Raw genomic sequence first — 22079 nt, forward strand, 5'->3', positions numbered from 1 at the left:
GAGCATTGCAGGAGGAAGTAGAAAACAGAACTGTAAATTTGGCCATCAGCACGACCAAGCTTACGGCTCGCAGTATTGTCCGACTTGGTCTGAAGGGTATCGCTTATATTAAGCGAAAATCTCAGGAAGCGGCAATGAAAAATGAGAAGCCCACCGGCAAGCAGACCATTCAGGAGCTGATCGGTCAGAATCAGGGCGTCACCAATATCGACATTTCCAAAACAGACCTGAAGGGCTTTGAAAAGTATGCCCGGAAATACGGTGTCGATTATGCAATCACCAAGGATAAATCTGTACTTCCACCGAAGTACCTGGTGTTCTTTAAGGCCAGAGATGCGGATGCTATGACAGCGGCATTCAACGCCTACTCTGCAGAGATACTGGCAAAGAACAAACGCCCGAGCGTTCTGAAAACGCTGCATAAGCTGATCGATGCAGTGAGAGATATCCCAGCGAAGGTGGTAAGCAGGGACAAGCAGAGGGAGCAGTCACGATGAGCCCGGATACCGTTAAGCTGAAAAAGCTTCTGATCCGGGCCCTCCCTTATATCCTGATCGGTCTGGTCTGTACCAATCTGGGAGAAGCCTGGCGAATAGCGGAGGGCGCGAATGCTTCTGAAAAGCTGCTGTCATTCTTTACGACGATGGGCATTGCTTTCGGAAATCCCCTTCCGAGCTTTCATCCCATTGACTTGATGGTGGGCCTGATCTGCGGGGCAGGTCTGAGGGCTGCCGTCTACATCCGGGGAAAGAATGCCAAAAATTTTAAGCATAACCTTGAGTATGGTTCTGCCCGATGGGGTGGCCCGAAGGACATCGAGCCTTTCATCGATCCGGTCTTTGAGAACAATGTGATCCTCACAAAGACAGAACGACTGATGATGTCAGATACAGACGGCAGCTTCAATTTCCTGATCAGCATGATCTACACGCAGCTGTTCAACCTGCTGTGTGAAAAAGCGGATGATGTCTATGGCGGCAGGCTCCCGGTCCATGTGCGGTGCCTGATCGATGAGGCGGCAAACATCGGCCAGATCCCGAACCTGGAAAAACTGGTTGCCACCATCCGTTCCCGCGAGATCAGCGCCTGTCTGGTGCTGCAGGCCAGGTCTCAGCTGAAGGCCATTTACAAGGACAATGCCGATACCATCATCGGTAACATGGACTGCCAGGTATTCCTGGGCGGCTCTGAACCTACCACTCTGAAAGAACTCTCCGAAGCACTCGGCAAAGAAACCATCGATACCTTCAATACCTCGGATACACGAGGCAATAGTCCAAGCTACGGAACCAACTACCAGAAGCTGGGCAAGGAGCTCATGAGTCGTGATGAACTGGCTGTTATGGACGGCAGCAAATGTGTCCTTCAGCTGAGAGGCGTTCGTCCCTTCCTGTCGGATAAATACGATCTGACCCAGCACCCGAACTACAAATACACCGCCGATTATGATAAGAAACTCACCTTCGACATTGAGAAGTACCTGAGTACCAGGACAAAGCTTTATCCGAAGGATGAGTTTTTTGTTATGGAAGAAGAAAATTAAGGAGGTAAACCGCAATGGCAGATGAAAGAAGTCCGTTGCCGATGGATGTTCCCGACTTCGTAAGAGAAGCGGAGGAAGCCATGGCGCGTGGCGAAACCTTTGGCCAGCCGCCAGCTGAGGTAACGATCAAATTCGGTAAGGGGCTCGTGGGTGAGCCTTTTACTTCGAAAAGCGGCAAGGAGCTGGTAGAAGTCAGTATTCCAAATCCGGATAAATCAGATACCCGTCCCTGGGAATCCTTTGTGATCTCCCCGAAGATGATTCACGACAATCAGTTCGGAAAAGGCATCTGGATGAAGCTTCCCGAGGATGGTACGACCCGGCTTTCCCGTTCGGTGAAGACCGGCATAGATGAAACCGGAAGATCCACCTGGGGTCGTGAGACCAGAGAAGTGAGCAACACGGAACTGAAGGCCCTGATGGAGTCCTATAAAGATAAATCCAGAGGATCTGTCCTCTCGGACTTGTCTGACCGGAAGGAAGAAACTGCGGCAGCTAGGCCTTCCGGAAAAGCCTCCAAGATGCAGGAAGCTGCCAGATAGGAGGCAAAATGGCGACATTCATATACACCGGCGAGGAGTGTATCAATGCAGATCACATCATCAGCATTGATACCATCCCGGGCACAGCAACTATCTGGATCCGGTTGGATACCGGAGACAAATATGCCCGAAGCGCAAAGCATCTGAAAGGTATTCTGGAAACACTCGGCTGCAGGAATACAGAACAAAACGAGTAAATACTCGGGCGACAGGCGGCAGCTTGCTGCCTGTTTACATATCCGGGACTGACTGATCATCGGCCCCGGATATTTTTACGCCCTTCTTTTCCTGCAGGTGCACATGCCGGGAGTCGCGAGGGCAATTTTTATTTCATTATCCCGACCATATAGGCGGGCAAATCAAGGAGGAAAACTTTATGGCATTTTTCAACAGCGCAGTCGGTGTTCTGCAGACTCTGGTAGTAGCTCTCGGTGCAGGTCTTGGTATCTGGGGTGCAATCAACCTTCTGGAGGGCTACGGCAACGATAACCCCGGTGCTAATGCTCATGTACGGTAAAGAAGCAAGCAACCGAAAACAATAGATAGACCGCCAGCACTACACTATTCCGAACCAAAGACCAAAAGATAAGCATTTTGAGAAAATCTAAACTTTTGGATTTTCCTACAATGCCGACTACGGCGGAATCCCTCCCACTCCTTATATATTTCTTTCTGTATACATTGAATTTGTATTTAGTAAAATGCAGACAACACCACGGATCGGCTTTTGGCTGGACAATTCCAACCAAACACCGCAGCAGACAGTAGAAACCATTCTGAACGTTAGGAAGCCGGTATGATTGTTACATATAAGGGGAAGAAAAATTTCTTTTAGATACTTGTTTTCCTAAAACTGATGTGATATAATAATTCAATTCCAGAAAAGGAGTAAAAAATATGCGGCAAGGTATTCTTAAATAAAACTATAATCAAATAGTGGGAACAAAGGATTATGATAGTCCCTTTTGTAGGGGCTTGGTTTTTGTACCCAATTTAAGAATGCTTTTGCCTTTTTATCAAATATCGTGACGGATAACGGCTCATGTTAGCTGAATGCGTTTCTATGTATCCGAAGTCATGATCCCCAGCGGTAAAAGTATTTTACTGCTGGGGATTTTTATGCCCTTCGGGGCAGTAAAGGGAGGACAATCACATGAAAATAATCAATATTGGAATTCTTGCCCATGTAGACGCTGGAAAGACGACCTTGACGGAGAGCCTGCTATATGCCAGCGGAGCCATTTCAGAACCGGGGAGCGTCGAAAAAGGGACAACGAGGACGGACACCATGTTTTTGGAGCGGCAGCGTGGGATTACCATTCAAGCGGCAGTCACTTCCTTCCAGTGGCACAGATGTAAAGTCAACATTGTGGATACGCCCGGCCACATGGATTTTTTGGCGGAGGTGTACCGCTCTTTGGCTGTTTTAGATGGGGCCATCTTGGTGATCTCCGCTAAAGATGGCGTGCAGGCCCAGACCCGTATTCTGTTCCATGCCCTGCGGAAAATGAACATTCCCACCGTTATCTTTATCAACAAGATCGACCAGGCTGGCGTTGATTTGCAGAGCGTGGTTCAGTCTGTTCGGGATAAGCTCTCCGCCGATATTATCATCAAGCAGACGGTGTCGCTGTCCCCGGAAATAGTCCTGGAGGAAAATACCGACATAGAAGCATGGGATGCGGTCATCGAAAATAACGATGAATTATTGGAAAAGTATATCGCAGGAGAACCAATCAGCCGGGAAAAACTTGTGCGGGAGGAACAGCGGCGGGTTCAAGACGCCTCCCTGTTCCCGGTCTATTATGGCAGCGCCAAAAAGGGCCTTGGCATTCAACCGTTGATGGATGCGGTGACAGGGCTGTTCCAACCGATTGGGGAACAGGGGAGCGCCGCCCTATGCGGCAGCGTTTTCAAGGTGGAGTATACAGATTGCGGCCAGAGGCTTGTCTATCTGCGGCTATACAGCGGAACGCTGCGTCTGCGGGATACGGTGGCCCTAGCCGGGAGAGAAAAGCTGAAAATCACAGAGATGCGTATTCCATCCAAAGGGGAGATTGTTCGGACAGATACCGCCCATAAGGGCGAAATTGTCATCCTTCCCAGCGACAGCTTGAGATTAAACGATATATTGGGGGACAAAACCCAACTTCCTCGTGAAATGTGGAGTGATGTTCCCTTCCCTATGCTGCGGACGACGATTACGCCAAAAACGGCAGAGCAAAGAGACCGGTTGCTGGACGCTCTTACGCAAATTGCGGATACTGACCCGCTTTTGCACTACGAGGTGGATTCCACCACCCATGAGATCATTCTTTCTTTTTTGGGCCGGGTGCAGTTGGAGGTTGTTTCCGCTTTGCTGTCGGAAAAATACAAGATTGAAACAGCAGTGAAGGAACCCACCGTCATTTATTTAGAGCGGCCGCTCAAAGCAGCCAGCCACACCATCCATATCGAGGTGCCGCCCAACCCGTTTTGGGCATCCATCGGACTGTCTGTTACACCACTCCCGCTTGGCTCCGGTGTACAATACGAGAGCCGGGTTTCGCTGGGATACTTGAACCAGAGTTTTCAAAACGCTGTCAGGGATGGTATCCGTTACGGGCTGGAGCAGGGCTTGTTCGGCTGGAACGTAACGGACTGTAAGATTTGCTTTGAATACGGGCTTTATTACAGTCCGGTCAGCACGCCGGCGGACTTCCGCTCATTGGCCCCGATTGTATTGGAACAGGCATTGAAGGAATCAGGGACGCAACTGCTGGAACCTTATCTCTCCTTCACCCTCTATGCGCCCCGGGAATATCTTTCCAGGGCTTATCATGATGCGCCGAAATACTGTGCCACCATCGAAACGGTCCAGGTAAAAAAGGATGAAGTTGTCTTTACTGGCGAGATTCCCGCCCGCTGTATACAGGCATACCGTACTGATCTGGCCTTTTACACCAACGGGCGGAGCGTATGCCTTACAGAGCTGAAAGGATATCAGGCCGCTGTCGGTCAGCCGGTCATCCAGCCCCGCCGTCCAAACAGCCGCCTGGACAAGGTGCGCCATATGTTTCAGAAGGTAATGTAAAGATACATAATCGTCAAGACGGCAACAATCAGAAGTTATGGAGGGTAACAATGGAATATAGTAAGGAAGATTTAATGGAAGCAAAAAAGCAAATTTGGGGAGTGGGAGAGAACATGGGAACAGAGGAAAGTAAAAAAATCTGGGAGGAGAACGCACAATTTTGGGATAATGCAATGGGTGACGAATCTAATGAATTTCACAGAGAGGTAGTGCGTCCCAAAGTAACGGAACTTCTATCTCCTAATCCTGCGGATTACATTTTGGATATTGCGTGTGGCAATGGAAATTATTCTTCGTATCTTGCACAAAGAGGCGCTTCGGTTGTCGCTTTTGATTACAGCAAAAAAATGATAGAATTGGCTAAAAGACGGCAATCACAATATGCAAAACAAATTGAATTTTGTGTGGCGGATGCGACCGATAGAAAAAGTATATTAGAATTAAAAAGAAATCGAGCCTTTACGAAAGCAGTTTCTAATATGGCAATTATGGATATTACGGATATTGAACCACTTCTTATGGCTGTTTATGAACTGTTGCAGGAAAGCGGAATTTTTGTCTTTGCAACGCAACACCCTTGTTTTGTCACGTTGACTGAAAAATATATGACACCGCACAGTTACTATGATATAGCGATTGAAGGGCAACCGAAAGAGCAGATTTATTATCATCGTTCCATACAAGATATTTTTAACCTTTGTTTTAGAGCTGGATTTGTCATTGATGGATTTTATGAAGAATGTTTTAAAACCAACAAAGAAATTCCTATGGTAATGATAGTAAGGCTTAAGAAGGTAAAACGTGATAGCTTAAAATAAATTCAAGTTTGTCGGGTAAATAGCAAACCCAGCCGAGCCAGTCAACGGTCAAGATGAACGGCGCATATGCGCAGCCGTTGACAGCCCCGCCCGCCTTTGCTGGTAGGCAATCAAGGGGCGACAGCAAGAAGTGCCACCGCCCCGCACTATTATTCAGAAAGGGGAATTTCCATGACCGACCAGATAGCCTATCAAGAATATATCCAGCGCAGGTACAACGCCTTTTGCAAGACTGTTATCCGCTGTGCCGCCTTGGACAAGATTTTGAAGCTTAAACGGCAATGGGAACGGCAAGTTTCCCTTGACTATCTGATGAACGAGAAGTTTGTCCAGTTTGCCGCGTCGGAGCCGGACGAGGAATACCCATTTACCGTCTGCGGTCAGACCGTCCTGCTCTGCAACGCCGCCCTTGCCGACGCGATCTCTGTTTTGCCGGAGCAGACGCGGGAAGAAATCCTGCGCTATTACTTTCTGCGCCAGCCGCAGCGCGTGATCGGCGCGTGTATTGGCCGGTCACGCAGCACAGCGGGGCGGCATATCCAGCTTGCCTTGCAGCGGCTACGCGAAGAAATGGGGGTGAGCCGGTATGAGTAGACTTCTCCCCTATGAAACAATCCTCAAAGCCCGTGAGGGCGACCCAGAAGCCGTGAACGCTGTCCTGCTCCACTACGCCGGATATATCCGCTATTTCTCAAAAGTGAACGGGCAGGTCAACGCCGAGGTGGAGGACTATGTAAAGCAGCGGTTAATTGACTGTCAATTCAAGTTCCGGCTTGACGAACCACCGGACAAGTCATAAAAACTGAATACCAGCCGCCACCGACGCGGCCAGCGAAAGCAGTAAGTCTTGAAAAAGATTTACTGCTTTTTTTGTTGTCCGGCTCCGCTCCCGGCCATTTTGCCCCCTGCCGGTTGTAGTAGTAAGCGAGGAGGGAATTTTTCTGCCCTGGTGTTTGGCATTTGGAGCATTTACCCGTAGTAGAGGGCAAAGAGAAAGGATTTCTCCAACACCGGGTAGAAACCACTGCGTCCGGTGTCATTTTAGCGAAAGCGGGCAGGAATGCCCTTTACAGGATTAGTAGTAGCAGAAAAAGAGAAACAAACTTTTGTGGTTGCAGTTTTCCAAAAAAGTGGCGGACGGAAGTGAGAGAAAGTTTGCAGTCACGGAGAGCAAGTTTCTACCACGGTGCCAAAATCCGCAATTCTGCAGTTTTGCCCCTCGCGGGAAACTTGTTGGGGAGTGCCTTCCCCAAACCCTGCTCATGCGCCCTTACGGGCGAGAAAGGAGGTCACACCATGCGAAAGAAATACAACACGCCCCACCGCAGCCGCGTTGTGAAAACCCGGCTGTCCGAAGATGAGTATGCCGACTTCACAGCGCGGCTTGCGCCCTATGGTATCAGCCAGTCCGAATTTCTCCGGCAGGCGATACGGCGGGCGACCATACGCCCGGTTGTCCATGTGTCGTCGGTCAATGACGAGTTGCTTTCCGCTGTCGGGAAGCTGACAGCCGAGTACGGCAGGATCGGCGGCAACCTCAATCAGATTGCCCGGTATCTGAACGAATACGGCGTACCCTACAACACCCTTTCCGGCGAGGTACGCGCCGCCATATCCGACCTTGCCGTCCTCAAGTATGAAGTCCTCAAGAAAGTAGGTGACGCGGTTGGCAACACTCAAGCATATCAACTCTAAAAACGCCGACTACGGAGCCGCCGAGCAATATCTTCTCTTTGAGCATGACGAGTTTACCATGAAGCCCGTCCTTGATGAAACCGGCAGGCTTATCCCCCGCGAGGACTACCGGCTGTCCACGCTGAACTGCGACGGGGAGGATTTTGCCGTTGCGTGTATGCGGGCCAATCTCCGCTATCAGAAAAACCAGCGGCGGGAAGATGTGAAAAGCCACCACTACATCATCAGCTTTGACCCGCGGGACGGGCCGGACAACGGCCTGACCGTAGACCGGGCGCAGGCGTTGGGGGAACAATTCTGTAAAGAGCATTTTCCCGGCCACCAGGCCCTTGTCTGCACCCACCCGGACGGGCATAACCACAGCGGCAACATTCATGTGCATATCGTCATAAACAGCCTGCGGATTGAGGAAGTGCCGTTCCTGCCCTACATGGACAGGCCGGCCGATACGAAAGTCGGCTGCAAGCACCGATGTACCGACGCTGCCCTGCGCTACTTCAAATCCGAAGTCATGGAGATGTGCCACCGGGAGGGGCTTTATCAAATCGACCTCTTGAACGGCAGCAAGAACCGCGTCACCGACCGGGAGTATTGGGCGCAGAAAAAGGGACAGGCCGCGCTGGACAAGCAGAACGCCCCCATGATTGCCGATAGTATCACGCCCCGGCAGACCAAGTTTGAAACGAACAAGGAGAAGCTGCGGCAGACCCTACGGAAAGCCCTTGCCACCGCCGCCAGCTTTGACGAGTTTTCCTCTCTGTTGCTGCAGGAGGGTGTGACCGTCAAGGAGAGCCGGGGGCGGCTTTCCTACCTCACGCCGGACAGGACAAAGCCAATTACCGCCCGGAAGCTGGGCGACGATTTTGACCGCGCCGCTGTCTTTGCCGTTTTAGAGCAAAACGCCGCCAGAGCAGCCGAAGCGCCAGCCAGATCCCCCGATCCCCCACGCACCATAAAAGACCGCTTGCAGGTTGCCAGAGCCGAGATAGCCGCCCCGAAACAGGACGGAGTGCAGCGGCTTGTGGACATTGAGCAGAAAATGGCCGAGGGCAAAGGCCGGGGCTATGAACGCTGGGCGAAGATACACAATCTGAAGCAGGCCGCCAAAACGCTGTCCGTCTACCAGCAATACGGCTTTACTTCCCCGGAGCAGTTAGAAGCCGCCGTTGACACCGCCTATCAGAAAATGCGCCAGACCAGCGGCGAACTGAAAGCACTGGAAACGAAGCTGCAAGGGAAAAAGAAGTTGCAGCGGCAGGTGTTGGCCTACGCCCAGACCAAGGCCGCCCGCGACGGGCTGCGGGCACAGAAATCCGAGAAAGCCCGCGCCGCATACCGGCAGGCCCATGAGAGCGATTTTATCATAGCCGACGCAGCAGCCCGGTATTTCAAGGCGCATGGCATTACCAAGCTGCCCGCCCGGAAAGCGTTGCAGGCCGAGATCGAGCAGCTTATCTCCGAGAAAGACGGCCTGTATAACACCTATCACGAACAGAAACAGCGGTTCAAGGAGTTGCAGACCGTCAAGCGGAACATCGACCAGATTTTGCGCCGGGACGAGCCGCACCGCAGAAAGGAGCAGAGCCATGAGCGATAACCTGCCCCACATGGACTACCGCCAGCACCGGCGGGCGCGGCGGCTGGTACATGAGTGCTGTAACTACGATGAGGGGAACTGCCTGCTATTGGACGACGGGGAGCCTTGCGTGTGCGTCCAGAGCATTTCCTTTTCCCTCATGTGCCACTGGTTCCGTGTGGCTGTCCTGCCCCTTGACGGGGAACTGGCCGCAGCCCTCTTGTGCCGGGGAAGCCGGAAACGGTGTGCCGTCTGCGGGGCGGCCTTTGTCCCCAAATCCAACCGGGGAAAATACTGCCCCGACTGCGCCGGGCGCATGAAGAAAATCAAAGCCGCCGAGAGAAAGCGGAAACAAAGGCAGAGATGTCACGCTTTAGAGCCTTTCAAACCCGCATAAATCAAGGCTTTTTTCGTGGGTGTCAAAGGGTACGCGATACATTTATCCTTTTCCCCCGGAAACGGCGTTTTAATGCGTGACAAAGCCCAAAAACGACACAACACAGAGGGAGGTGATACTATCGCTGATTATATCAGGGCAGACACCACGCTGCCCGCCTATCTTCCATACCCCCGTTTCCTGCTGAAAATGGAGATTTCACAGACCGCCAAGCTGCTGTATGCGCTTTTATTAGACCGCTCCACCCTGTCACAGAAGAACGGCTGGCAGGACGGCGAGGGCAGGATATTCATTGTCTACCCCGTTGCGGAGATAGCGGAAATGCTGGACAAGGGTTGTACCGCCATCAAGGGAGCCTTGAAAGAACTGGACGCAGCCGGGCTTTTAGAACGGGAACGGCGGGGCTTCTCCGCACCCAATCGGCTTTATGTGAAAGTGCCGCCTGTCCCAGTGGTACGGTTTTCCGACCAACTGATGGCCGGAAAAGCGACCCTCATACAGTCGGAAAAGCGACCTTATGACGGTCGGAAAACCGACCCTATGATGGTCGGAAAACCGACCCCTAACAAAACTAATATAAACAACTTAATAGAGAACCAAACAATGAGAGCGAGTGGGGAGCCGCCCACAGCTTATGGCCGATATGAGAATATTTTTCTGTCAAAGGACGAATATGACGAGTTACAGGCAGAATACCCGGACAGGCTGGAACGGCTGATTGAGGAAATGAGCCATTACCTTGCCGCCAGCGGGAAAGCCTACCAGAATTATGCCGCCGCCTTGCACAGATGGGCGGCCAATGACAAAAAGGGAGCCGTAAAACAGGGCATCCCCGACTATACCTGTATGGAGGGAGAAAGCTTATGACAAGTGAAATCAAAGATATTTTGGAGAACATGACAACCGCCGCCCCGGAGATGGAGGACTATATCGGCGAGGACGGACTGCTTTACTGCGGAAAGTGCCATACGCCGAAAGAAGCCTACTTCCCGGAGGGTAAGGAGCTGTTTGGCCGTGACCGCCACCCGGCAGAGTGCGACTGCCAGAGAGCCGCCCGTGAGCAGCGGCAGGCCGCCGAGGAACACCGCCGCCATGTGGAAGCCGTGGAAAATCTGAAACAGAGGGCTTTTGCCGACTCAGCCATGCAGCAATGGACATTCGAGAACGACAACGGCAGAAACCCGCAGACCGGGATTGCCCGGCGGTATGCGGAGCATTGGGAAGAAATGCAGGCCGAAAACATCGGCTGCCTGTTCTGGGGGAACGTCGGCAACGGGAAAAGCTACCTTGCGGGCTGTATCGCAAACGCCCTCATGGAGAAAGAAGTCCCCGTATATATGACGAACTTCGCCGTTATCCTGGGCGACCTCTCTCCCGGCTTTACAGGCCGGAATGAGTATATTTCCCGCCTTTGCCGCTATCCGCTGCTTATCATTGACGACTTCGGCATGGAGCGTGGCACCGACTATGGACTGGAACAGGTATTCCATGTGATTGATACCCGATACCGCAGCAACAAGCCGCTGATCGCCACCACCAACCGCCCGCTGGACGAGTTGAAAAAGCCGACAGACACGGCCCATTCCCGGATTTATGACCGACTGCTGTCCATGTGCGTCCCGATACGCTTTACTGGCGTCAACTTCCGGCAGGAAACCGCAAAGCGGAAAATGGAAACCATGAAGAAACTGCTGGCTGAATGAAAGGAGTATTGCCTATGGAGAATATCAAGCAGCACGACCACCGTACCACCCGCCGCCCCGACTGCGTGACGGAAATCCGCATGGGGAATACCGTTCTTGTCGTGTCCGGCTTTTTCAAGAAAGACACCACAACCACAGCCGCCGACAAAATGGCGCGGGTACTGGAAGCGGAAGCCGCTGCTACACAGGAGCCGACTTATCCGGCGTGAACCGGGGCATGGAAAAGCGGCCATGCCAGGGAGCATGACCGCTGGAACGAAAATCGGAAGTGCTTTAGCAATTCTTAATCTCATTCTCTATAAAATAATTTGCAATTTCAAAGGCTTTTATTCTTCTCTTTGCCAATGTGATTTGTGATTTATAACGCTCGGAATTATCCTTTGATTCAAATGTTTTTACTGTTTCTCTTAGCTTGTGCAGAGTTGAATCAATTTGCCTTTTGGCCGCGGTTAATTCATCTATTGTATACTTCATGTTTTCTCCTTTAACTTCTGATTTTTTTGTTAAATCAGAGTATACCACGGAGTTATGAACTTTTCTACTGCAAATATGGGACGACAACCCATACCATAAAAATCGGAAAATTGAAAAGCTGTAAAGAAGCAAATTTAACGCTTTTGCCGCTGTACAGCCCCCGCCGTTCCGTGGTACAATGAAACCACGGAATAGTGGGGCTGGCTGTCGGAAACGGAGGATTTTATGTTAAGACAAGCCACCCAAAACCTCATTACCGCCCTTTATCCGAGATTGTCCCACGAGGATGAATTGCAAGGCGAGAGTAATTCCATATCGAACCAAAAAAGGATACTCGAAACCTACGCAAAACAGAACGGCTTTACCAATCTGCGCTGGTACACCGACGACGGTTTTTCCGGCGCGAACTTCCAGCGGCCCGGATTTCAAGCCATGCTTGCGGACATTGAAGCCGGGAAAGTGGGTACGGTCATCGTCAAGGACATGAGCCGGTTAGGGCGAAACTACTTGCAGGTAGGGTTTTACACGGAAATGCTGTTCCCTCAAAAGGGTGTGCGTTTTATCGCTGTCAACGATAATGTGGACAGTGCCAGCGAGGGCATGGACAACGATTTTACCCCGCTGCGAAATCTGTTCAATGAATGGCTGGTGAGAGATACGAGCAAGAAAATCAAGGCAGTGAAAAAGTCAAAAGGCATGAGCGGCAAGCCTGTTACCAGCAAGCCGGTTTACGGCTATGTGATGGACGAGGACGAGAATTTTATTATAGACGAGGAAGCCGCCCCGGTGGTGCAGCAGATTTACCAGCTTTGCCTTGCCGGGAACGGCCCGACCAAGATTGCCCGTATGCTGACGGAGCAGCAAATCCCCACGCCGGGGACGCTGGAATATCAGCGGACAGGCAGCACCCGCCGTTATCACCCAGGCTATGAGTGCAAATGGGCGACCAACACCGTCGTTCATATCCTCGAAAACCGAGAGTACACCGGATGTCTGGTGAACTTCAAAACGGAAAAGCCTTCTTATAAGGTCAAGCACAGCATAGAGAACCCCGTCGAGAAGCAGGCCATTTTCGAGAACCACCATGAGCCGATCATCGACAAGGAAACATGGGAACGGGTGCAGGAGTTACGCAAACAGCGCAAACGCCCGAACCGCTACGATGAAGTGGGGCTGTTCTCCGGGATTTTGTTCTGCGCCGACTGCGGCCATGTGCTGTATCAGCAGCGGTATCAGAACAAAGACCGCAAACAGGACTGCTACATCTGCGGCAGCTACAAGAAGCGCACCCGCAACTGTACGGCGCACTTTATCCGCACCGATCTGTTGACCGCTGGTGTCCTGGCAAATCTCCGGCAAGTGACCGAATACGCAGCCAAGCATGAGAGCCGGTTTGTGAAACTACTTGTCCAGCAGAACGAGATCGGCGGCAAGCGAAAGACCGCCGCAGCCATCAAGCAGCTTGAACAGGCGCAGGAACGCATTTCTGAAATCAGCCGCATTATCAAGCGGCTGTATGAGGACAATGTAAACGGCAAAATCAGCGATGAGCGTTTCATGGAACTGTCGGCTGACTACGAAGCCGAGCAAGCGGAGCTGAAAAAGAGAGCCGCCGCCCTGCAAGCCGAACTGGACAAGTCACAGGCAGCTACCGTCAACGCCGAGAAATTTATGGGCATTGTCCGCAAGCACCTTGCCTTTGAAGAACTGACCCCCACTCTCTTGCGGGAAATGATCGAGAAAATTGTGGTGCATGAGTGCAGCTATGATGAGAACGGCACCCGCAGGCAGGACATTGAGATTTATTACAGCTTTGTCGGCAAGATTGACTTGCCCGAATAACCGCCCGACCTATCCGACACAATGGCCAAGTGTCGGATAGGAACGGCAAAATTTTTTGCACTTCTATTGCTTCTTTATCACACATAAGCAAAGTCTCAGGGTATGAAGCAGTTCATGGCTAATTAAAGGGAACAAAAAGAAAGGAAAAGCCAATCCAGACGGTATCAGCGGCAGGCTACAAGAATAAATTGTGATTTCACAAGATTGGTGCTATAATAAGAGAAAAGTTCCTGCCGGGGCAGCCGCTCCGGTGGTATGGATAGAAAGGCAGGAAAACAATATGCACATCAGCTATAAACCACTCTGGCACACACTGTTAGAGCGTGATATGAGAAAAGAGGATTTAAGGCTTGCCGCTGGTATGACAACAAATATGATTGCCAACATGAGCAAAGAGGGAAAGCACATCAGCATGGATACATTAGCCCGTATCTGCGAAACGCTGAATTGTGAGATTACCGATGTGATTGAGTTAGTACCAGACGAGCCTGCTTCCACAGGAGGTAAGGAACATGAGCGAATTGAAACCAAGAATAAAAGAAAACGGAATTGATTATATCCTTGTTGGAGATTACTACATCCCGGACTTGAAGTTGCCGGAGGAACACCGCCCCATCGGAAAGTACGGACGGATGCACCGGGAATATTTAAGAGAAGTCTGCCCAGCCAGATTACACACATTGACCCTGACCGGGGAATTGTGGACATATCTTGCAGACCTGAACGAACAGGCACAGAAACGGTTAGACACCATCATGGAGCAGATGAAAGCTGCCGAGGGCGTGACCGAGGAATTGAAGCGTACCCGTCAAATGGAATGGGTGCAGCGTTGCAATAACATTCACAACCGGGCAGAAGAAATTGTTTTACATGAGATGATTTATTCATAACGGTATGGTAGAATGATTATTACAAATTAGAAGTTGTAAAGGAGACTTTGTATGGGTAGAAAAGAAATAACAACAAAAGAAGATTTAATGAAAGTAATAGAATTATTCGAAAATACTGGAATTACATACTGGTTGGATGGCGGATGGGGTGTAGATATTTTAGCTGGTAAACAAACAAGAATTCATAGAGATATAGATATAAATTTTGATGCTCAACATACGGAAAAATTGTTAAATGTGCTTTTGAATCTGGGCTATAAAATTGATACAGACTGGAAACCGGTTAGAATAGAGTTATATAGTGATGAACTTGGTTACTTAGACATTCACCCGTTCGTTTTAAGTGAGGACGGAACTTCAAAACAAGCTGATTTAGAGGGTGGCTGGTATGAGTTTGAAAAAGATTACTTTGGTAGTGCTTTTTTTGAAGGAAAAACAATTCCTTGTATATCCTTAAAAGGCCAAAGAGTTTTCCATTCAGGTTATGAATTAAGAGATAAAGATAAGCATGATATTTCAATTCTTGAAAGTTTATCAAAATAACATTGCTGTAATTTCTAAGATAAATTCCACTTTATCGCTTTGAAATTTTAACTGAATAAGTATAGCACCAACCGCTGCTACATGGAAGCAAACACAACCATGCAACAGCGGTTTTTCTTTACCGTTTTTTCCTTTGACTGATAGGAGTTCCTGTTTTCTTTGATTTTTGTAGAATCCGAATGAGCCAGCGAAATTCTTCGTCTGACAGATTTTTATAGTTGATGCCGAGCTGCTTGCAGTAAAGGACAACCAGCTTTTCATCCCGACTGCCCTTGAAATTTTCAACCGCTTCCAAATTTTCTTTCAATTCATCGGCAACGGTGGTCTGGGGCGCACTCTCGCTGTCCTTTTTGTGGGCTTCCCGAATATCCCGGATAATGAGATTGAGGTCATCAAGAACCATGTGGCTGAAATATTCATCATCGCTGATATGGGCGGCTTGCAGCACTTTCAAATGCGGGTCGTCTTCGCCGGGGCGATACCGTTCAATGATTTCATGCCGGACAGTATCGACAAGGGCGTTGAGGTTTTGAATCTGCATGGTGGCAATCCCATCTACATAAATCTCAATGTCCGCAAGAAACTTGATAAAGTCCTTATGAGTGGCAAGCTCACAGAGCAGACGGTTGTTAATCCGACCGCCTTTCAGAAGTGCCACCATCTCATCATTCAAATGCAGCTCTGTTAGTGGCGTGTTGATCTGCTCCCGGTTCTCTGTCCGGCACAGCAGATAATCAACGGAAACCCCATAGAAGTCTGCCAGCGTGATAAGGTTGCCATGATTGATTTCCTTATAATCCTCTTTTTCATAACTGCCAAGAGCTGATTTGGAAATGCCCGTCAGCTCTGATAATTCTTCCAGATTTAAGCCTTTGTCCTTGCGGAGTTCCCAAAGGCGTTCCTGTATGCTTGTCGCTCCTTTCATGGGCGCACGCTCCTTTCCGGCGGTTTCATTACTGCCGCTTAACTGGATTATATCATACTTTCCGCAATCGTGGAAATTTCTGATTTTTACCCTTAATTCCTACTTTGTGGACATACGGCACAGGGCACAAAAATGTTCTATGATACAGGTAGTTCATCGATGGATTATTCCAATCGAATGACCAGCCTGTGTGGGATATGCTTCCCCGGCGATGTAGCGCCATGACTTTTGGCAGGGATATGGAGGAACCCTGACCGAAACGAGCGTACCAAAGGGAGCAATACGCCGCTGTGAGATTCAGGGGAGGAACGACACCGGGGAGAACTGGCGAACTGATACCGAAATGATACCGAAACACGACAATCTGATAGGGGGATAGTCTACCCTATTGCTGATACTTCTGGAGATTTTAGACGGCTCTATGACCGTAATTTTGCCGAAAATCGCCCCGAAACTATACACTAAAACGGGAGGAAACGCAATATGCCGAGAATGAGCAAAAAGAGGAAGCATGAGCTTTCTTTTTACCTCAATGACCGGGGGCGTGTCACTTACAACGAATTATGCCGGAAATGCAAGCATGGGTGCAAGCAGAGCTTCCGGGCGGTTGTGGTTGACTGCCCCCGTTATTTATCCAAAAGAGCAAAGAAAAAGGAGGAACACACCGAATGAATTTTGAATTTATGACGATAGGCACACCGTTGCCGCCCTGTATGCCCTTTCCCAGAGCGTTGACAGGATTTCCAGTCAGCAGCACCGCAAAGGTCATGTACTGCCGGATGTTGGACGCTATGCTATCCAACGGACAGGAGGACGAGAACGGAATCCTGTTTATCTGCTTCCCTGTCACAGCCATTGCCGCAGTCCTGTCCCGCAGCCCCATGACGGTCAAGCGTTCTCTGAATGAACTGGAAACCGCCGGACTGATCATGCGAGTGCGTCAGGGCGTTGGAGAACCAAACAGGATTTATGTGCTGATACCGGGAAAGGAGGACGCTGCCCTTGCCTGATACCTCAAAGCTGGAAAAGCTCAACCGAGAGTTGGAAAAGAGTGAAAAGAAACTGCGGAAAGCCATCAATGATGAAAAGGCATTGCAGCACCAGCTAAAGCAGCTTACCCGAAAAGAACGGACACACCGGCTCTGTACTCGTGGCGGTATGCTGGAAAGTTTTCTGCAAGAGCCGGAACGCCTGACAGATGATGATGTCATGCTGTTGTTGACACTCATTTTTCACAGGCAGGACACGCAGGAACTATTGAAGAAACTGCTGGAACGTGAGAAGCCGGAAACCCCTTAGTTTACTAAGGGCGCAATTATACACCACCCAAAGGTTGGTGCATTGCGTTCTCCGAAGGCTCCTTGCCGGAGGGCTGTGATTTTTCGCAGTCATGGTCTGCTCCAAATCATACAGGGGACGCTACGCTTCCCCTGCGCTGGCTACCGCCAGCTACCCTTTTGTGGACTTGTCATCTGGGGACACCTTGCGTTGCAAGCTGTTCCCAGCCGACAAGTTTCATAAAATATGCTATCTTTTCGATAGGCAATAAAGTATAATAAAGTCAGCAATAAATCGGAATTTTACGGTCAGTAAGGAATGCGTAAAGTTATATGATTGTATTATAAGCGATTTGTTAAATTTTTATAACCACTTGTATTTGCCTGCGATTTATGGTATAATATTTTGAAATTTAGAAAGAGGTGGGAAGATGATTAACTTTTCTTGCAAATAAAATCAAAATATGCGGTAGTGCTATACTTTGGCATTATTGTGTCTATTGCAAGAAAGTTATATGTCTATCTTACTCAATATAGTGCTGTTGCCACTTTTGCTTAGTGGTGTTATTTTATGCTATGACGAGCTGCAAGGATAAACTTTCTTGTGGCTCTTATTTTGTTTTGGAGGTGCTTTATGAATAGTGCAGAACAGATAGTTACACATGATTCACTCCGTATAGTGTCGGTTCCTTTTGGTGAAATCTATACGTAGTAAACATTCACCGAACCGACTTTGTATCGTATGACATGCAAAGGAGGATAATATTTATGTCAATGATTAAAATTGAAAACCTTACGTTTTCATATCCGACAAGTTATGATAATGTTTTTGAAAATGTCAGTTTCCAGGTTGATACCGATTGGAAGCTTGGTTTTGTGGGCAGAAACGGACGAGGTAAAACAACCTTTCTGAATCTTCTGCTTGGGAAATATGAGTATAGTGGAAAAATCCTATCATCCGTACAGTTTGATTATTTTCCTTATCCCGTTTCAGATAAGAATCGTATTACAGAGGATATATTGCAGGAGATTTGCCCACTTGCGGAAGAATGGGAACTTATGCGAGAACTTTCTTATCTTGATGTTGATGTCGATGTGCTTTGGCGACCTTTTGAAACACTTTCCAACGGAGAGCAGACAAAGGTTTTGATTGCCGCTCTTTTTCTTAATGAAGGGCATTTCCTACTGATTGATGAACCTACCAACCATTTGGATGCCAAAGCGAGAAAAAGTGTGGCGGCATATCTGAAAAAGAAAAAGGGATTCATCTTAGTTTCTCACGATCGTCGCTTTCTTGACGATTGTGTTGACTATATTCTATCGATTAACCGAGCGAATATCGAAGTGCAAAGAGGAAACTTTTCATCATGGATGTCAAATTTTGAGCGACAGCAAGAATTTGAACTGGCTCAGAACGAACGTTTGCAAAAGGACATCAGACGATTACAGCAGTCGGCAAAACGCGCTGCAGTATGGTCTGAACGTGTAGAAGCTTCCAAAATTGGGGCAGCAGATAAAGGTTATGTCGGTCATAAAGCCGCCAAAATGATGAAGCGTTCAAAATCTATAGAAGCGAGACAACAACAGACAATCGAACAAAAATCAGCATTGCTGAAAAATATGGAAACCGCAGAAGCCCTCAAGATACAACCGCTTAATTACCATACAGATTTGCTTGCATCATTATCGAATGTAGTAGTTTATTATGATGGCATTTCAGTTTGTGAACCCGTTTCGTTTGAAATAAGACAGGGAGAACGCATTGTGCTTGATGGAAAGAACGGCAGTGGCAAAAGTAGCCTGTTAAAGTTGGTAGTCGGGCAGTCCATAGATTATACGGGTACAGTAACACTTGGCTCTGGGCTTGTAATTTCTTATGTGCCACAGGATACATCGTATTTATGTGGAACCCTTTCCGAGTTTGCAGAAGAAAACAACCTTGATGAAAGTTTGTTCAAGGCAATTCTTAGGAAAATGGACTTTGAGCGTGTACAGTTTGAAAAGGATATTAAAGACTTTTCTGGCGGGCAAAAGAAGAAAGTCCTAATTGCGAAAAGCCTTTGTGAAAAGGCACACTTGTATGTATGGGATGAACCGCTCAACTTTATTGATGTGTACTCACGTATGCAGATTGAACAACTCATAACGGAGTTTGCCCCGACCATGCTCCTGGTAGAACATGACAGTGTTTTTCGAGATACTGTGGCAAGTAAAATTGTGAATATCTAAATTGGTTCTTCCGCAATTTTACGTTTTTCGCTTTAATAAAAATGGAGAATGCTGATTTACACTGGCATTCCAGTATTGAAAAATTACAAAATACGGATAATTGCGTAAGAACCTCTAAATTAAAATAATTGTATGGGTTAATTCCAGCTTTACAGAGACTCAAATTCCAGTTTGTAGAATTAAGAAAATCGTAATTTGTGGAGGTAAAATATAGATGAATCAAGGTAGAATTATTGTAATCACAGGTGCGCCGGGGACAGGAAAAACTACAACGGCATCTGCTGTTGCAAAAGAATCAGATTTGGAAAAGTCTGTGCATATGCACACAGATGACTTTTATCATTATTTGAGTAAAGGGGCAATACCACCGCATTTGCCAGAATCAAATGAGCAAAATTTGATTGTCATTGAAGCGTTTTTAGAAGCTGCGAAGCGATATGCTCGTGGTGGATATGATGTAATTGTTGACGGTATTATCGGACCGTGGTTTTTAAAGCCGTGGCAAAGTCTTGTTCGGGAACATTATGAGGTGCATTATATTATTTTAAGGGCAAGTAAGGAAGAAACCTTGAAGCGAGCTGTTGAACGCTCAAAGTTAGACCGAAAGACAAATATCGAATTGGTAGAAACCATGTGGGAGCAATTTTGCAATCTGGGAATATATGAATCGAATGTTATAGATACGACCACTTATTCCATTCAAGAAACTGTTTCCGCAGTACAAGAAAAAATCGCAAGTAGGGCAGCGTTGTTGTCTTAGATTGTTTTGGTGCAATTCCAGTTTGTTAGCTTTACATCGGGTCAACTTGTCCCGAACTTTTACAACTAAATACCCGCCGCTCACACAGTGGCACACCGAGCAGGAAATCTGAAAAAGGTCTCCTGCTTTTTTTCTGCCCAAAATGAGGTGGTAAAACGCCACCCCATCCACCAATTAGCGAAAGGAGGGACACGAAATGCCTTGTCCACACAACGAAATCACGATTGTTCAGCGCAGCCAGCGGCAGTCTGCGGTTGCCGCCGCTGCTTACCAAAGCGGCGAAAAGCTGTTCTGTGAATACGACCAGCAAGTAAAGCACTACCCGGAAAAGCGTGGTATCGTCCACAATGAAATCCTGCTCCCGGCAAATGCTCCACAGGAATATGCAGACCGCAATACTTTATGGAATGCCGCCGAAGCGGTGGAAAAGCAATGGAACTCCCAGCTTGCAAGGCGGTGGGTGCTTACCATTCCCAGAGAGATACCGCCCGACCAGTACGCTGTCCTTGTACGGGAGTTTTGTGAACAGCAGTTTGTTTCCAAAGGCATGATTGCTGATTTTGCCATCCATGACCCCCATCCGCCGGGACACAATCCCCACGCCCATGTCCTGCTGACCATGCGGGCAATGGATGAACATGGAAAATGGCTTCCCAAGAGCCGCAAGGTTTATGACCTTGACGAGAATGGGGAACGGATAAAGCTGCCGTCCGGCAGGTGGAAAAGCCACAAGGAGGATACGGTGGACTGGAACGACCAGAAGTATTGTGAAATCTGGCGGCATGAATGGGAGGTTATCCAGAACCGCTATCTGGACGCCAATGACCGCCCGGAGCGTGTGGACTTGCGTTCCTATGCCAGACAGGGGCTTGATATAGTCCCCACTGTCCATGAGGGGACTGCTGTCCGGCAGATGGAAAAGCGAGGTATCCAGACGAATATCGGCAACCTGAACCGGGAAATCAGAGCCGCCAACCGCCTGATGAAGTCCATCCGGCAGCTTATCCAAAACCTCAAAGGCTGGATTACCGAGCTGGGAGAAAAACGGAAGGAGCTGCTTGCACAAAAGGCGGCGGAGGAAGCGACACTTCTTCCCAATCTGCTGATGAAGTATATGGAGATACGAAAGGAAGAACGGAAGGACTGGACAAGGGCTGGACAGAACCGGGGAACTTCACAGGACTTAAAGGCAGTCAGCGAAGCCCTGTCCTATCTCCGGCAAAAGGGGCTTTCCACTGTGGAGGACTTAGAAGCGTTTCTGGAATCTTCCGGGAAATCAGCCGCAGATTACCGCAATCAGATGAAGCCAAAGGAAGCCCGGAGCAAAGTGATTGACGGGATTCTTGCCAGCCGGACAGACTGCAAGGAATGTAAGGCTGTCTATGAGAAGTACCAGAAGATATTTTTTAAGAAAATAAAGGGGAAATTCAAACAGGAACACCCGGAGGTTGCCCGGTATGAGAAAGCCGCTGACTACCTTGCCAAGCACCCGGACGATAAGGATAAAACGAAAAATGAGTTGCAACAGGAGCAGGAAACGCTTCTCAGCGAAATCGCAGAGCTGAAAGTACCACTGACCGAGGTACAGGAGGATTTGAAGAAGCTGCGGGACATCCGCTACTGGGTACGGAAAGCCACACCCGGCACAGAGGAAAGCAAAGAGCCGCCCAAGAAGCAGCCCATCAAAGAAGTCTTGCAGGATAAGACTGACGAGAAAAAAGCACAAAGAACCGCCCCGGCACAGGAGAAACACAGACAACAGGATATGGAACTTTAACAGGCACTTGCCATT

At 48.8% G+C, this 22079-nt stretch carries 27 protein-coding genes and 1 pseudogene; 26 read left to right on the forward strand and 2 right to left on the reverse strand.

Annotation, left to right across the window (positions count from 1 at the left end; all coding sequences use genetic code 11):
- Positions 1-5 precede the first annotated feature (5 nt).
- The 15 genes from ACTNCH_RS04485 (at position 6) to ACTNCH_RS04555 (ending at position 11556) form a co-directional block, all read left to right on the forward strand.
- Entirely contained in the window at positions 6-497 is a 492-nt protein-coding gene (locus ACTNCH_RS04485) for a PcfB family protein (protein WP_441019037.1), read from the forward strand.
- A complete protein-coding gene (locus ACTNCH_RS04490; RefSeq protein WP_441019039.1) occupies positions 494-1543 on the forward strand; it encodes a type IV secretory system conjugative DNA transfer family protein in 1050 nt (349 codons plus the stop codon). The genes ACTNCH_RS04485 and ACTNCH_RS04490 overlap by 4 nt, the downstream gene beginning before the upstream one ends.
- A gap of 14 nt (positions 1544-1557) precedes the next feature.
- Positions 1558-2085, forward strand: a complete 528-nt coding sequence (locus tag ACTNCH_RS04495; RefSeq protein ID WP_441019041.1) for a hypothetical protein — start codon at positions 1558-1560, stop codon at positions 2083-2085.
- An 8-nt stretch (positions 2086-2093) separates the two neighbouring features.
- Positions 2094-2282, forward strand: coding sequence for a hypothetical protein (locus ACTNCH_RS04500; protein ID WP_441019043.1), 189 nt, complete (start codon positions 2094-2096; stop codon positions 2280-2282).
- Positions 2283-2461: 179 nt separating this feature from the next.
- Positions 2462-2602, forward strand: coding sequence for a Maff2 family mobile element protein (locus ACTNCH_RS04505; protein ID WP_009533774.1), 141 nt, complete (start codon positions 2462-2464; stop codon positions 2600-2602).
- Positions 2603-3238: 636 nt separating this feature from the next.
- Positions 3239-5158: a tetracycline resistance ribosomal protection protein Tet(W/N/W) gene (gene tet(W/N/W) / locus ACTNCH_RS04510; protein ID WP_441019045.1), complete on the forward strand. Its 1920-nt coding sequence runs from the start codon at positions 3239-3241 to the stop codon at positions 5156-5158.
- A 50-nt stretch (positions 5159-5208) separates the two neighbouring features.
- The gene (locus ACTNCH_RS04515) at positions 5209-5976 is read left to right on the forward strand and encodes a class I SAM-dependent methyltransferase (RefSeq protein ID WP_002586626.1); all 768 of its coding nucleotides are present in this window, start codon (positions 5209-5211) and stop codon (positions 5974-5976) included.
- Between the two features lie 171 nt (positions 5977-6147).
- Complete coding sequence (locus ACTNCH_RS04520; RefSeq protein ID WP_002586616.1) at positions 6148-6570, forward strand: sigma-70 family RNA polymerase sigma factor; 423 nt, start codon at positions 6148-6150, stop codon at positions 6568-6570.
- Positions 6563-6775, forward strand: a complete 213-nt coding sequence (locus ACTNCH_RS04525; RefSeq protein WP_002586615.1) for a helix-turn-helix domain-containing protein — start codon at positions 6563-6565, stop codon at positions 6773-6775. Before ACTNCH_RS04520 ends, ACTNCH_RS04525 begins: the two co-directional genes overlap by 8 nt.
- Before the next feature lie 497 nt (positions 6776-7272).
- Positions 7273-7671, forward strand: a complete 399-nt coding sequence (locus ACTNCH_RS04530; protein ID WP_002596229.1) for a plasmid mobilization protein — start codon at positions 7273-7275, stop codon at positions 7669-7671.
- Positions 7643-9268, forward strand: a complete 1626-nt coding sequence (locus ACTNCH_RS04535) for a relaxase/mobilization nuclease domain-containing protein (RefSeq protein WP_002596230.1) — start codon at positions 7643-7645, stop codon at positions 9266-9268. Before ACTNCH_RS04530 ends, ACTNCH_RS04535 begins: the two co-directional genes overlap by 29 nt.
- Positions 9258-9644, forward strand: coding sequence for a cysteine-rich VLP domain-containing protein (locus ACTNCH_RS04540; RefSeq protein WP_002596231.1), 387 nt, complete (start codon positions 9258-9260; stop codon positions 9642-9644). The genes ACTNCH_RS04535 and ACTNCH_RS04540 overlap by 11 nt, the downstream gene beginning before the upstream one ends.
- 132 nt (positions 9645-9776) lie before the next feature.
- Positions 9777-10511, forward strand: a complete 735-nt coding sequence (locus tag ACTNCH_RS04545; RefSeq protein WP_432765087.1) for a replication initiator protein A — start codon at positions 9777-9779, stop codon at positions 10509-10511.
- Complete coding sequence (locus ACTNCH_RS04550; RefSeq protein WP_000200031.1) at positions 10508-11347, forward strand: ATP-binding protein; 840 nt, start codon at positions 10508-10510, stop codon at positions 11345-11347. Before ACTNCH_RS04545 ends, ACTNCH_RS04550 begins: the two co-directional genes overlap by 4 nt.
- 14 nt (positions 11348-11361) lie before the next feature.
- Positions 11362-11556, forward strand: a complete 195-nt coding sequence (locus ACTNCH_RS04555; RefSeq protein ID WP_441019184.1) for a transposon-encoded TnpW family protein — start codon at positions 11362-11364, stop codon at positions 11554-11556.
- A gap of 64 nt (positions 11557-11620) precedes the next feature.
- Here ACTNCH_RS04555 and ACTNCH_RS04560 read toward each other — a convergent pair whose 3' ends face one another.
- On the reverse strand, positions 11621-11821 hold the full coding sequence (locus tag ACTNCH_RS04560) for a hypothetical protein (protein WP_002596235.1): 201 nt from the start codon (positions 11819-11821) through the stop codon (positions 11621-11623).
- Positions 11822-12046: 225 nt separating this feature from the next.
- On the opposite strand from ACTNCH_RS04560, the gene ACTNCH_RS04565 reads away from it, so the two are divergent.
- From ACTNCH_RS04565 to ACTNCH_RS04585, 5 genes and pseudogenes are all read left to right on the forward strand, one after another.
- A complete protein-coding gene (locus ACTNCH_RS04565; protein ID WP_002596236.1) occupies positions 12047-13663 on the forward strand; it encodes a recombinase family protein in 1617 nt (538 codons plus the stop codon).
- A gap of 21 nt (positions 13664-13684) precedes the next feature.
- A pseudogene (locus ACTNCH_RS04570) lies at positions 13685-13747 on the forward strand (Maff2 family mobile element protein); the annotation flags it as partial.
- A gap of 196 nt (positions 13748-13943) precedes the next feature.
- Positions 13944-14216 (forward strand): helix-turn-helix domain-containing protein, encoded by a 273-nt coding sequence (locus ACTNCH_RS04575; RefSeq protein WP_002584334.1) that lies wholly within the window; start codon positions 13944-13946, stop codon positions 14214-14216.
- Complete coding sequence (locus ACTNCH_RS04580; RefSeq protein ID WP_002584333.1) at positions 14176-14553, forward strand: TnpV protein; 378 nt, start codon at positions 14176-14178, stop codon at positions 14551-14553. Before ACTNCH_RS04575 ends, ACTNCH_RS04580 begins: the two co-directional genes overlap by 41 nt.
- Before the next feature lie 51 nt (positions 14554-14604).
- On the forward strand, positions 14605-15096 hold the full coding sequence (locus ACTNCH_RS04585) for a nucleotidyltransferase domain-containing protein (RefSeq protein WP_002584332.1): 492 nt from the start codon (positions 14605-14607) through the stop codon (positions 15094-15096).
- Positions 15097-15214: 118 nt separating this feature from the next.
- On the opposite strand, the gene ACTNCH_RS04590 is transcribed toward ACTNCH_RS04585, so the two are convergent.
- Positions 15215-16021 carry a helix-turn-helix domain-containing protein gene (locus tag ACTNCH_RS04590; RefSeq protein ID WP_002584331.1) on the reverse strand — a complete coding sequence of 269 codons (807 nt, stop codon included), beginning with the start codon at positions 16019-16021 and terminating at the stop codon, positions 15215-15217.
- A 483-nt stretch (positions 16022-16504) separates the two neighbouring features.
- Here ACTNCH_RS04590 and ACTNCH_RS04595 point away from each other — a divergent pair, with 483 nt between their 5' ends.
- From ACTNCH_RS04595 to mobQ, 6 genes are all read left to right on the forward strand, one after another.
- Positions 16505-16693 (forward strand): hypothetical protein, encoded by a 189-nt coding sequence (locus tag ACTNCH_RS04595; protein WP_002584330.1) that lies wholly within the window; start codon positions 16505-16507, stop codon positions 16691-16693.
- Positions 16690-17031: a DeoR family transcriptional regulator gene (locus ACTNCH_RS04600; RefSeq protein ID WP_002584329.1), complete on the forward strand. Its 342-nt coding sequence runs from the start codon at positions 16690-16692 to the stop codon at positions 17029-17031. Before ACTNCH_RS04595 ends, ACTNCH_RS04600 begins: the two co-directional genes overlap by 4 nt.
- Positions 17024-17320, forward strand: a complete 297-nt coding sequence (locus ACTNCH_RS04605) for a DUF3847 domain-containing protein (RefSeq protein WP_002584328.1) — start codon at positions 17024-17026, stop codon at positions 17318-17320. Before ACTNCH_RS04600 ends, ACTNCH_RS04605 begins: the two co-directional genes overlap by 8 nt.
- 746 nt (positions 17321-18066) lie before the next feature.
- Positions 18067-19527, forward strand: coding sequence for an Lsa family ABC-F type ribosomal protection protein (locus ACTNCH_RS04610; RefSeq protein WP_002584327.1), 1461 nt, complete (start codon positions 18067-18069; stop codon positions 19525-19527).
- A gap of 214 nt (positions 19528-19741) precedes the next feature.
- Complete coding sequence (locus tag ACTNCH_RS04615; protein ID WP_002584326.1) at positions 19742-20287, forward strand: AAA family ATPase; 546 nt, start codon at positions 19742-19744, stop codon at positions 20285-20287.
- 196 nt (positions 20288-20483) lie between these two features.
- Positions 20484-22064, forward strand: a complete 1581-nt coding sequence (mobQ, locus tag ACTNCH_RS04620; protein WP_002584325.1) for a MobQ family relaxase — start codon at positions 20484-20486, stop codon at positions 22062-22064.
- Positions 22065-22079 lie beyond the last annotated feature (15 nt).

It is taken from the genome of Candidatus Merdisoma sp. HCP28S3_D10, from assembly GCF_052065835.1.
Taxonomy (GTDB): domain Bacteria; phylum Bacillota; class Clostridia; order Lachnospirales; family Lachnospiraceae; genus Laedolimicola.